Here is an 11997-nt window from a genome sequence, read left to right as displayed (position 1 = left end):
CGCCGGCGACGAGGAGGCCGGCGGTAGCGAATCCGACTGTAGCTTTCGAGAACTTGCGCATGAGCTGTTCCTTACGTGGATAAATTGTGAATGCCTCTTGGGTACTCAGTGGGCGTTTGCCCGATGTCATGTGTTCGCCACCACCCCTGGAATGGTTTGCTCGATTTTTCGTTGTTACCGAGCCGTGACCATCGAGACATGCTCACGAAGCCGGAGCGACCGGATCCTGGTTGCGGAGCGAGCGCCTGCGAGGGATCGACGTCAGCAGCGCGAGGCCGATGATGACGCTGCCGAACCAGCCGGCCAGTCCGCCGGGGATGGGTACGGCGAGGCTCGCCCAGAGGAGAACGGAGAGCACGCCGAGGACGTAGGCCGCTCCCGCCTTGAGATAGCGAAGGCGCTTGAGCCCGCGCTCGGCGTTGACTGTCGCTGTGAGGCGAGCAAGGAAGACGGCTCCGATTGCCACCCCGACGACGGCCACCGCGGCTTCTTCGAGGTAGTTCAACCCGGGGGACGAGCTCGTCGACGAGAGCGTGTACGACCCGTCGAGGATCTCGAAGAGCATGAACACGGTCAGGCCGCGCTCGAAGACCACTGTCGCGGCATGCAGGTGGAGCTTCCAGCCCGCTGCCCCGTCGCGGGTCGACCAGGCGGCCACGACCTTGTTCGCGAGGTAGGCCGCGATCCCGGTGGCGCTGCCGATCGCAAGTGCGCCCCGGACGGACGGGTCGGCCAGAGCGACGGAGACCGCGGCGGCCGCCACCCCCACGCCGAGTGCGGCTGCGCGGGGAAAGCGGACTCGCGCGAGGGCGGCTTCGACGCGGCCCAGCCACGCCCGGCGGCTCGTCCGTTCGACGTTGAAGAGGTACTCCGAGAACACCAGCCAGATGAACACCGCGCCGAACGCGGCGATGCCGGGTCGGGCCGCCGCCAGATGCGCTGCGAAGAGGCCGGGTTGGAGGACGGCCTCCGCTGCGGCGTCGGCCGGCGACTCGGCCTGCGTCACGGCCACGGCGGTCGGCGGGAGCAGCAACCTCATGGCGAGGACTCCGAGGACCAGACCGACAGAGAGGAAGAGTCGTCGGGCGGGATGCTGGATCCTTGCCGCGATCCCGGCCATCGGCACCGACGTGTCGGCGGCCATCGCGATCTCGAGCAGGGCGAGGGCCGTGAGGGCGGCCGCGGCAGCGGGCGAGAGCAGGATCCACGCGACAGGCACGCAGACGGCCAGTAAGAGGAGCGGCAGGGCGAGGCTGCTGCGGACGATCGGGCGCACGGGGGTGTCCTCTCGGGGGGAGTCGGGGGCGCGTCGTCGAGCCGAGGAGCCCAGTCAGTCAGTCGAGCCTGGACGGAGCCTCCGCGCCGATGTCGCGGGGTACCGCGGACGTCCCCCGACTCGCCGCCGTCGATTGAGGGGTTACGGAGGTTGGGCGGGCAAGGTGTTCTGATGACTTCCACCGAGGGTGCCGACACGAACGAGCCCCAGAACATCGACGCATCGACCACCGGCGAGACAGCTGACACGCAAGAAGAAGCGCGCGAGTCGACGCCGCTCGAGGCTGCGATCGCCAACGGCCAGGCCGGTCAGGGCGACATGAACGATGTCATCGCGCAGTTCGTCAACGCGCTCATCGTGGTTCCGACCGCCACCGAGGTCACCGACGACCTCAACGAGCTGCAGCCCGTGCTGTTCGACCGCGAGGGCATGCCGATGCTGGCTGTCTTCACCCACATCGACCGCATTCCTCCGCAGGTCGCCGACGTCGCGTCGTATGCCGTGCAACTGCCCGCAGCGGATCTCGTCCAGGCGATCCCGGCCGAAACCGGGCTCGTCGTCAACCCCGGCAACCCCGAGGGCTTCGAGATGCTCGCCGAGGGAGTGCAGCAGCTCGCGAACGATGTGCGCAATATGGTCGCCGCGATGGAGCAGGCGCAGACGGACGAACCCGCCGCTCCGACGACGACCCCCGGCAAGGTCGACCCGTCGGGTATTCCGAACTTCTAGGCCGATCGGTTCGAAGTCACACGCGGGAAACATCCCGTTGCTAGGCTCGACCGCGATCCACCAGGCACATCACAATCGAACATCGGGCCAGACACACGCCGCGGGAGAGCCTCCGACCACACCGGTCGGCCACCGAAGGAGCAAGCATCCCCGCCAATCTCTCAGGTACACGTACCGCGGCGAAGTAGCAGCACACTGGCCACTCTGAAAAGCAGGAGCACACCATCGCGCCTCGCCGACGGTGAAAGCCGCGCCCCTGGGCGCGGCGAAACTCTCAGGCCCATGACAGAGGGGGACTCCCTAGCTGACACGCGAACATCGCCCCCGGAGTCCTGAATGACCGATGCCATCGTCCCTCCCGCCGAAGACGCGGTCGAGCCGCGCTACAGCCCGTTGCACGAGGTGCACGTCGCGGCCGGAGCCAGCTTCACCGACTTCGCCGGCTGGCAGATGCCGGTCCGCTACTCGTCCGACCTGCAGGAGCACCACGCGGTGCGCACGGCAGCGGGGCTTTTCGACCTGTCGCACATGGCCGAGATCGCCGTCGTGGGGCCGGGCGCCGGGGCTTTTCTCGACCACGCCCTGGCCGGCACCCTGTCGACGATCGCGGTCGGCCGCGCTAAGTACTCGCTGCTGCTCGCCGATGAGGGCGGCATCATCGACGACCTCGTCGTCTACCGCCTCGACGAGCACGACTTCCTCGTGGTGGCGAACGCGGGCAATCGCGACGCCGCGTTCTCGGCTCTTGCCACCCGCGCCCACGACTTCGACGTGACGGTCGACGACGAGAGCGACGACACCGCGTTGATCGCGATCCAGGGGCCCGAGGCCGTCGGCGTGCTCGACGAGCTCATCACCCGCGATCGGCTCGCCCCCGACGCCCCCCTCTCCGAGCTTCGTTATTACCGGGTGCTCCAGGGCACCTTCGACGATGCGCCCGTGCTGATCGCCCGCACCGGCTACACGGGGGAGGACGGCTTCGAGCTGTACATCGACAACGAGACCGCTCCACTCCTGTGGCAGTCCCTGGCCGAGGCGGGTGCCCCGCGCGGCGTCGTGCCCGCCGGTCTCGCGAGCCGTGACACCCTGCGTCTCGAGGCGGGCATGCCTCTTTACGGTCATGAGCTCGGTCTCGACACCAAGCCGGCGCAGGCCGGTCTCGGCCGTGTCGTCGACGCGAGCAAGGCGAGCTTCATCGGCCGTGACGGCGTCACCGCGTCCGATGATGCCCGCGTCCTGGTGGGCCTGACCCTCGAAGGGCGCCGCGCCGCACGTGCCGAGTACTCGGTGGTCGATGGGGCCGGCGCCGTCGTCGGTGTCGTGACGAGCGGCGCGCTCTCGCCGACCCTCGGCCACCCCGTGGCCATGGCCTACGTCGAACAAGCCTCGTCCGCAGTCGGCACCGTGCTCGGTGTCGACGTCCGCGGCACCGTCATTCCCGCGACCGTCGTCGCACTCCCGTTCTACAAGCGCTCCTAAGCCGAGATCGTCGAAAGGCCACCCCCGTGTCTGACCTGACCACCCTGAAATACACCGCCGAGCACGAGTGGCTCCTGATCGACGGAGACACCGCCACCGTCGGAATCACCGACTACGCCGCCGACAAGCTGGGCGATGTCGTCTACGTCGACCTCCCCACGGTAGGCACCGACGTCGAGGCCGGCAAGGTCGTCGGCGAGATCGAATCGACCAAGTCGGTCGGTGAACTGTTCGCCCCCGTGCTCGGCACGGTCACCGAGATCAACGACGCTGTCGTCGACAGCCCCGACCTCGTCAACTCCTCGCCGTTCGACGACGGCTGGCTCGTCAAGATCTCGCTCTCGGGCGACCTCCCCGCCCTCCTGACCCGCGATGAGTACGTCGCTCTCACCGCCGAATGAGCGCGGAGCAGCGGGCGAGCGGCCTGATCGAGGGCACCGCGGCCGAGGGCTTCGTCGACCGCCACATCGGCACGACCCCGGAGTCGCAGCGCATCATGCTCGACGCGATCGGCGCCGAGAGCGTCCGCTCGCTCGTCGAGCGCGCCGTCCCCGACAGCATCCACGCCCGAACCCTCGCCTTGAGCGTGCTCCCGGAGCCCATCGGCGAGCAGGAGACGCTCGCAGAGCTCCGCACCATCGCGAACCGCAACACGGTCAACCGCTCGTTCCTCGGCCTCGGCTACTACGGCACCGTCACTCCGGCCGTGATCCAGCGCAACGTCCTCGAGAACCCGAGTTGGTACACGGCCTACACGCCCTACCAGCCCGAGATCTCGCAGGGGCGTCTCGAAGCCCTGATCAACTTCCAGACCATGGTCTCCGAGCTGACGGGCCTCACCACCGCCAATGCGTCCATGCTCGACGAGGCCACCGCGGTGGTCGAGGGCATGCTTCTGGCTCGCCGCGCGTCGAAGTCGAAGGCGAACGTCTTCGTCATCGACGCCGACGCCCTCCCTCAGACCAAGGCTCTTCTGCACGGCCGTGCCGAGGCCGTCGGCATCGACCTCGTCGAACTTCCGCTCGCACGAATCGACGTCAATCAGATCCCCGAGGCGTTCGGTGTCTTCGTTCAGTACCCCGGCGCGTCCGGAGTGGTCTGGAACCCCGAGCCCGTCGTCGATCGCGTCCACCTGGGCGGCGGTCTCGCAGTAGTCGCCGCAGACCTCCTGGCGCTGACGATGATCACGGCACCCGGCGAGTTCGGTGCCGACGTCGCTGTCGGCACGAGCCAGCGCTTCGGCGTACCCATGGGCTTCGGCGGCCCGCACGCCGGCTACATGGCCGTACGCACCGGCCTCGAACGCCAGCTCCCCGGCCGTCTCGTCGGCGTCTCGCAAGACGCCGTCGGCAACCCCGCCTACCGCCTCAGCCTGCAGACCCGCGAGCAGCACATCCGCCGCGAGAAGGCCACCTCCAACATCTGCACGGCGCAGGTGCTCCTCGCCGTCATGGCCTCCATGTACGCCGTCTATCACGGGCCGTGGGGGCTGAAGCACATCGCGAAGCGCACGCACCAGCACGCGGTCGACCTCGCGGCGGGCGCGGAGGCCGGAGGCCTCGGATCCTCGGCTCTGCCCTTCTTCGACACGGTCACCGTGACGGTTCCCGGACGCGCCGGCGCGATCGTCAGCGCCGCCCACGAGCGCGGCTACCTGCTGCTCGAGGTCGACGCCGACACCGTCTCGATCTCGACCGACGAGACGACGACCCGCGACGACCTCGTGGTGCTCGGCGAACTGCTCGGCATCGAGGTGCCCGAAGGATCCAGCTCGCCGCTTCCCGAGGCCCAGTTGCGCACCAGCGATTACCTCACGCACCCCGTCTTCCGCACGCACCGCAGCGAGACGAGCATGATGCGGTACCTGAAGCACCTCGCCGACAAGGACTACGCGCTCGACCGCGGCATGATCCCGCTGGGCTCGTGCACGATGAAGCTGAACGCGGCGACCGAGATGGCTGCCGTGACCTGGCCGGAGTTCGCGAACATCCACCCGTTCGCACCCGCGGCAGACGTCCGGGGCTACCTCGAACTCATCGGGCAGCTCGAGGGCTGGCTCGCCGAGGTCACCGGGTACGATACGGTCTCGCTGCAGCCGAACGCCGGAAGCCAGGGCGAGCTCGCGGGCCTCCTGGCCATTCGCGGGTTCCACCTGGCGAACGGCGACGACGCGCGCACCGTCTGCCTCATTCCTCAGTCGGCGCACGGCACCAACGCAGCCAGCGCCGTCCTCGCGGGCCTCCGAGTCGTCGTGGTCGCCTGCGACGAGCAGGGCAACGTCGATCTCGCCGACCTGCGGGCGAAGGTCGAGTCGAACGCCGACGAGCTCGCCGCACTGATGATCACCTACCCGTCGACGCACGGTGTCTACGAGCACGACATCCGCGACATCACCGACGCCGTGCACGCCGCCGGCGGTCAGGTCTACGTCGACGGAGCCAACCTCAACGCGCTGCTCGGCTTCGCGCGGTTCGGCGAGTTCGGCGGCGACGTGTCGCACCTCAACCTGCACAAGACGTTCTGCATCCCGCACGGCGGTGGCGGGCCCGGAGTCGGGCCGGTCGCGGCGAAGGCGCACCTCGCGCCGTTCCTACCCGGGCATCCCCTCGCGCAGCAGGCGGATCGTCGCACCGGAGCGCCTCGCGCCGTCGACGGGGCTCGCCTCGCTCACGCCGGCGTGCCCGTGTCGGCCGCACCCTATGGGTCGCCGAGTATCCTGCCGATCTCGTGGGCGTACGTCCGCATGATGGGCACCGACGGCCTCACCGAGGCCACCGGGGCAGCTGTGCTGTCGGCCAACTACGTGGCGGCGCGTCTCCGCGACCACTACCCGGTGCTCTACTCGGGCGACGGCGGGCTGGTGGCGCACGAGTGCATCCTCGACCTCCGGCCGCTCCGCGACGAGACCGGCGTGACCGTCGACGACGTGGCCAAGCGGCTCATCGACTACGGATTCCACTCGCCGACGATGTCGTTCCCGGTCGCCGGCACTCTCATGGTCGAGCCGACCGAGAGCGAAGATCTGGCCGAGATCGACCGCTTCGTCGACGCGATGATCGCGATCAAGCACGAGGCCGATCGGGTCGGCGCCGGCGAGTGGTCGGCCGAGGAATCACCGCTCCGTGGCGCCCCGCACACCGCCGAGTCGGCGATCGTGGGGGAGTGGACGGCCGCCTACAGCCGCGAAGAAGCCGTCTACCCGCTGAAGTCGCTGGTCCGCTCGAAGTACTGGCCGCCGGTGCGCCGGATCGACCAGGCGTACGGCGACCGCAACCTGTTCTGCGCGTGCCCACCCGTCGAGGCCTTCGCCTAGTCGCATGACATCGCTTTTCGGTGCCCCACCCGCCCATCGGCGGTGCCTGGCCCGAAAAGCGGTGTCAAGCGGGGCTACGCGGCGAGAGTCTCGGCGACAGCCTTCTGCAAGACCTCGGGCTTCTGAAAACGCGCGCCGACGAGCGCGACGTGCTTCCACCGCAGCACACCCGCAGCGTCGATGACGAACACCGACCGGCGCAGGCCGATCCCCGCGAGGCCGATACCGTAGGCGCTGACGGCCTTGCCCTGCTCGTCAGACAGCAGTGGAAAGTTGAGCCCCTCTTTGCGGGCGAACCGCTCGTGGCTGTCGAGGCCCTGCTTGCTGATGCCCCAGACAGTGGCTCCGAGCGAGGTGAAGCCCGCGAGCTCGGTCTGGTAGCTGCAGAGCTGGGCGGTGCAGACGGCTGATTCGTCGCCCGGGTAGAACGCCAGGATCAACGGCGATCCGGCGGCTGCCGACAGGGAGTACTCCGACCGGACCACCTCGCCGTCGACGAGCTGGATGCCGGGAAGGGTGAAGTCGGGGGCCGCGGCGCCGACATCGGGGATGCTCATGCCGCAACGGTAGTGCCGCCGGCCCGCGAGTCAGCAGGGAATCAGCGGGCCCGGCACGACGTCAGCCGGGCGTCCCGAACAGCGCCGGGAAAGCGGCGGCGGCCCAGGGGTAGCCGACGAAGACCGCCGCATCCATGAGGAAGTGCGCGATCACGAGCGGCAGGATCCTGCCGAATCGCAGGTAGAGCCACCCGAAGACGAGGCCCATGACAGCGTTGCCGACGAATGCTCCGAAGCCCTGATACAGGTGATAGGTGCCGCGGAGAAGGGCGGCGGACAGAAGGATCCAGACGGGTCGCCACCCGAGGTCGCGCAGCCTCGCGAACAGGTAGGCGACGACGATCACTTCTTCGGTCACACCGGAGCGCAGCGCAGAGAGCAGCAGCACCGGCACGGTCCACCAGTGAGCTGCGAGGTTCGTCGGCACGACATCGACGGTGATGCCGATGGCGCGTCCGGCGAAGTAGAGGGCGAGACCCGGGATGCCGATGGTCAGGGCGAGACCGGCACCGCCGAGGGCATCGCGCCCGAAGCGGCGACCGCTCGATAAGTCGAGGCCGAGACGCGCCAGGTGGGGCGAGGCGGCCTGCCAGAGGAGGAACCCGACGAGGATGACCGGCACCAGGTCGAACGCGATGCCGAGCACCTGATAGACGAAGTCGAAGAGTTCGCGGCTGTCGAGAGAGTTGTTGAGGTTGGCCGTCTGGCTCGACAGAGGAGTGGGCCGGGTCAGCAGATCGAGGATCTGCACCACGGCGTACACGGCGCTCGCCCCGAGGGAGAGGCCCAGGACGAGGAGGATCTCGGCGCGCAGGCGACCTCGCGTGGTGCCGGACGGCAGAGGAACGGCCACCGGAAAATCGAGCGGGGCACGGAAGAACGGGCGGCGGGTCACCGGGCAATGATGTCAGATCGAGTTACCCCGCTTGAAATACTTGGACGCACCTGCATGCTGCCTGAAACGCACGATTATTGCGTCGCGCAGGAGCGCCGCGCTAATTACCGGCCACCCGTGCAAGAAACTCGCTTGGCGTGTTTCCAAGTCGTAACGCTTTGTTCGGCGGTTTGGCGAATTGCAACCCGTTCCTTAGTGTCTTCTTATCCAGAGCGGTCCGCCGTGCCCCTTGCCCGGAGCCGCTGTGCGTCACATTCCATCAGGAGGAACATTCAGTGAAAATCACTGGTAAGCGACTGCGCCCGCTCGTCGGGGCCATTGCACTCGTAGGGGCGGCCACTGTCGTCCTCTCCGGCTGCACCACCTCGGGTGCCACCGACAACGAGACGTCCAAGACCGGCGGCAACGTCACGATCGCCCAGGTCAACGAGGTCTCGTCGTTCAACTACAACACCCCCCAGGGCAACCTCGACACGAACGGCATGGTGAACTACCTCACCCAGCCGCAGTTCTTCACTCTCGACGACCAGTACAAGATCGTTCACAACTCCGATCTCGGCTCGTACAAGAAGCTCAGCGACAACCCGCTCAAGGTGGAGTACACGCTGAACGACGACGACAAGTGGTCCGACGGCACGGCGATGACCGCCGACGACCTCCTCCTCGGATGGGCTCAGGCGTCGGGGTACTACGACTCGGCCACCCTGAACGATGCGGGTGAAGTCACCAAGGGCACGCAGTACTTCTCCACCGCGGCTGGCGCGCCGTTCTCGACCAACCTCCCGACGGTCTCGAACGACAACCACACCATCACGTACACCTACGACGAGCCCTACGTCGACTGGGAGCTCGTGAACCCGATCCAGTTCCCGGCGCACATCGTCGCGAAGAAGGCCGGCGTCTCGACCGAAGACCTCACGAAGGCCATCCTCGACACGCCCAAGGGCGACACCGCGAAGCCTGCTTCGCCCAACAAGACGATCCTCGCCGCGGCGAAGCTCATCAACACGGGCTACGACGCCACGTCGCTTCCGAGCGACAAAGACCTCCTCGTCTCCGGCGGACCCCTCCAGGTTTCGGCCTGGACCCCGAAGCAGTCGATGACGTTCGTCCCGAACAAGGAATACAAGGGCGACCACACCGTCAAGTTCTCGAAGCTCGTCATGCGCTTCATCGGCGATGCGAACGCTCAGGTGACGGCTCTCCAGAACGGCGAGGTCGACGCGATCCAGCCGCAGCCTTCCGCTGACACGGTCAAGGCCCTCAAGGCCGCGAACTCGACCGTCATCGACGGCAGCCAGGTCGCCTACGACCACCTCGACCTCAACTTCGGTTCGTCGGTCTTCAAAGACGAGAACGTGCGCAAGGCGTTCCTTCTGACCATCCCTCGCGAAGACATCCTCAAGTCGATCGTCACCCCGATCAACTCCAGCGCCAAGGTGCTCGACTCGCAGGTCTTCCTGCCGGGCCAGGAGGGCTACGAGGAGTCCGTCTCGAAGAACGGCTCGAGCGACTACGACAAGGTCGACATCGCCCAGGCCAAGAAGCTCCTGAACGGTGCGACTCCGACCGTCAAGATCCTCTACAACACGCTGAACCCCAACCGCGTCGACTCCTTCCAGGCCATCCAGGCCTCCGCCGCCAAGGCCGGCATCAAGGTCACCGACGGTGGCTCGCCCAAGTGGAGCGAACTCCTCGCCGGTGGCGACTACGACGCGTCGATCTTCGGCTGGGTCAACCCGGGTGCCGGTAACGCCGCCCTTCCGCAGCTGTTCGAGACCAACAACAGCGGGAACTACAACAAGTACAACGACAAGACCGTCAGCGACCTCGCGGTCAAGACGCAGACGACTCTTGACGCTGACCAGCTCCTGACCGAGAAGGAGCAGATCGACGCCGGCACGTTCGCCGACGCCTACGGCCTGCCCCTCTTCCAGACGCCGGGCCTGTTCGCGACGAACTCGAACCTCAAGGGTGTCAAGTTCTTCGGTGGCCAGACCGGAATCGTCTGGAACATCTGGGACTGGACCAAATAGCAAGAGCGTGACCGGGTTGGCCGTAGGACGGCCATCCCGTTCCACACCTCGACAGGGCGGGCGTCGGGTTCTCACAAGAACTCGACGCCCGTCGTCTGCCGAGTCCCGTAGTAGCCTCGTCATGCTCCTGTCCGGCATGAACGGGCGCGTCCGCATCGCAAAGGTCCCGAATCAATGGTCAGCTTCATCCTGAGACGAATTCTCGTCTCGATCCTCGTCCTGGTCGCCGCGTCGTTCATCATGTACGTGCTGGTCGCCAACTCGGACAACCCGCTCCGAGATCTGCAGACCGGCAACTCGCCGAACAAACAGGCCCTCATCGAGGCGCGCATCCAACAGCAGCACCTCGACGTCAACCCCGTCCTGCGCTGGGGCATCTGGCTCGGCGGCGTCGCCCGCTGTGTCGTCCCGATCGGCGGCAGCTGCAGCCTCGGTGTGAACTTCCAGAACCAGCCGATCACGGCACTGCTGCCGGCGGCCATGGGCTCCACCCTCCAGCTGGTCACCCTCTCGTTCCTCCTGGCCATCGTGCTGGGTATCGCGCTCGGTATCATCACCGCGCTTCGCGTCTACAGCGGCTTCGACTACACGATCACGCTGTTCAGCTTCTTCCTCTTCTCGCTGCCCTCGTTCCTCATGGCGGTCCTGCTGAAGACGTTCGTCGCCCTCGGCTACAACAACTTCCTCCAGGATCCAAAGATCCCGCTCTCGACACTGCTCATAGCCGGGGTGGTGATCGGCGCCATAATCCAACTCGTCGTCGGCGGAACGATCCGTCGGCGCCTCCTCGCCTTCGTGATCTCCGGAGGCGCCACCGTGGTCGTCCTCGCCGCTCTCTCGGCGACGGACTGGTTCGCCCGCCCGGCACTCGGCCCCTTTGCCGTCATCCTGTTCTCCCTCGGCATCGCCTTCGCGGTCGTCGCCCTTCTCGCCGGTCTCAACAATCGTCGGGCGTGGATCACCGCGGGCATCAACGTCGTGCTCGCCGTGATCGCCTACTTCACGCTGCAAGGTCTCTTCAACATCTCGACTCTTGGCACGATCCTCACCCTCGCGGTGGCGACGCTCGCCGTTGGGCTCATCAGCGGCTTCCTGGTCGGCGGATACGACCGTGGCCTGATGATGCGCATCGGCGCCCTAACTGCCGTGCTGTCGGCGGCTGTCGTACTCCTCGATCGCTTCGTCGCGTCGTGGGGAAACTACGTCGACGCCGTCGGCGGGCGTCCGCTCGCGACCGTGGGTTCGCAGACACCGGGGCTGGGCGGCGACTTCTGGATCTCGGGAATCGACACCTACACTCACCTCCTGCTTCCGACCATCAGCCTGCTGCTCATCTCGTTCGCGGGATACACGCGATACGCCCGCTCCGGCATGCTCGAGGTGCTCGACCAGGACTACGTCCGGACGGCGCGTGCCAAGGGCCTTCCCGAGCGGACGGTCATCGTGCGTCACGCGTTCCGCAACATGCTGATCCCGATCGCGACTCTCGTGGCGACCGACGTCGGCGCTCTGCTCGGCGGTGCCGTCATCACCGAGTCGGTCTTCGCTATCAGCGGCATGGGCAACCTCTTCATCACGGGGCTCACGGCGACCGACGTCAACCCGGTCATGGGGTACTTCCTGGTCATCGCCATCACGGCGATCGCCTTCAACTTCCTCGCTGACTTGGCCTACGCCGCCCTCGACCCGAGGGTGCGTGCGCGTTGAGCCTT

The 11997-nt window shown here is 67.1% G+C and carries 9 protein-coding genes and 2 riboswitches; of the genes, 6 read left to right on the top strand and 3 right to left on the bottom strand.

The genetic code is table 11. From position 1 onward, the window contains the following. Positions 1-202: 202 nt before the first annotated feature. Positions 203-1276, bottom strand: coding sequence for a DUF475 domain-containing protein (locus ASF54_RS11820; RefSeq protein ID WP_055963090.1), 1074 nt, complete (start codon positions 1274-1276; stop codon positions 203-205). Between the two features lie 171 nt (positions 1277-1447). Between ASF54_RS11820 and ASF54_RS11815 the strand changes: the two genes are divergently transcribed. From ASF54_RS11815 to gcvP, 4 genes are all read left to right on the top strand, one after another. After that, positions 1448-2005, top strand: coding sequence for an SseB family protein (locus tag ASF54_RS11815; protein WP_084816227.1), 558 nt, complete (start codon positions 1448-1450; stop codon positions 2003-2005). A 91-nt stretch (positions 2006-2096) separates the two neighbouring features. Beyond that, positions 2097-2192: riboswitch (glycine riboswitch) on the top strand. A 7-nt stretch (positions 2193-2199) separates the two neighbouring features. After that, positions 2200-2304: riboswitch (glycine riboswitch) on the top strand. A gap of 37 nt (positions 2305-2341) precedes the next feature. Further along, complete coding sequence (gene gcvT / locus ASF54_RS11810) at positions 2342-3484, top strand: glycine cleavage system aminomethyltransferase GcvT (RefSeq protein ID WP_055963087.1); 1143 nt, start codon at positions 2342-2344, stop codon at positions 3482-3484. Positions 3485-3510: 26 nt separating this feature from the next. Continuing rightward, positions 3511-3885 (top strand): glycine cleavage system protein GcvH, encoded by a 375-nt coding sequence (gene gcvH / locus ASF54_RS11805; RefSeq protein WP_055963084.1) that lies wholly within the window; start codon positions 3511-3513, stop codon positions 3883-3885. Beyond that, positions 3882-6797 carry an aminomethyl-transferring glycine dehydrogenase gene (gene gcvP / locus ASF54_RS11800; protein ID WP_055963080.1) on the top strand — a complete coding sequence of 972 codons (2916 nt, stop codon included), beginning with the start codon at positions 3882-3884 and terminating at the stop codon, positions 6795-6797. Before gcvH ends, gcvP begins: the two co-directional genes overlap by 4 nt. A 74-nt stretch (positions 6798-6871) precedes the next feature. Here the strand turns inward: gcvP and ASF54_RS11795 are convergent, their stop codons facing one another. Then, the gene (locus ASF54_RS11795) at positions 6872-7354 is read right to left on the bottom strand and encodes a peroxiredoxin (RefSeq protein ID WP_055963077.1); all 483 of its coding nucleotides are present in this window, start codon (positions 7352-7354) and stop codon (positions 6872-6874) included. A gap of 61 nt (positions 7355-7415) precedes the next feature. After that, positions 7416-8195, bottom strand: a complete 780-nt coding sequence (locus tag ASF54_RS11790; protein WP_199726205.1) for a CPBP family intramembrane glutamic endopeptidase — start codon at positions 8193-8195, stop codon at positions 7416-7418. A 329-nt stretch (positions 8196-8524) separates the two neighbouring features. On the opposite strand from ASF54_RS11790, the gene ASF54_RS11785 reads away from it, so the two are divergent. Continuing rightward, entirely contained in the window at positions 8525-10285 is a 1761-nt protein-coding gene (locus ASF54_RS11785) for an ABC transporter family substrate-binding protein (RefSeq protein WP_055963074.1), read from the top strand. Between the two features lie 174 nt (positions 10286-10459). Beyond that, positions 10460-11992: an ABC transporter permease gene (locus ASF54_RS11780; protein ID WP_055963071.1), complete on the top strand. Its 1533-nt coding sequence runs from the start codon at positions 10460-10462 to the stop codon at positions 11990-11992. Positions 11993-11997: the final 5 nt, after the last annotated feature.

The organism is Frondihabitans sp. Leaf304, assembly GCF_001423105.1.
Lineage (GTDB): Bacteria > Actinomycetota > Actinomycetes > Actinomycetales > Microbacteriaceae > Frondihabitans.
This window is presented reverse-complemented; position numbering and strand designations above follow the sequence as displayed.

Bases quoted from the DNA above. Each gene is read 5' to 3' on its own strand.
- ASF54_RS11815 (WP_084816227.1), top strand. From the start codon at position 1,448: ATGACTTCCACCGAGGGTGCCGACACGAACGAGCCCCAGAACATCGAC.
- gcvT (WP_055963087.1), top strand. From the start codon at position 2,342: ATGACCGATGCCATCGTCCCTCCCGCCGAAGACGCGGTCGAGCCGCGC.
- gcvP (WP_055963080.1), top strand. From the start codon at position 3,882: ATGAGCGCGGAGCAGCGGGCGAGCGGCCTGATCGAGGGCACCGCGGCC.
- ASF54_RS11795 (WP_055963077.1), bottom strand. From the start codon at position 7,354: ATGAGCATCCCCGATGTCGGCGCCGCGGCCCCCGACTTCACCCTTCCC.
- ASF54_RS11780 (WP_055963071.1), top strand. From the start codon at position 10,460: ATGGTCAGCTTCATCCTGAGACGAATTCTCGTCTCGATCCTCGTCCTG.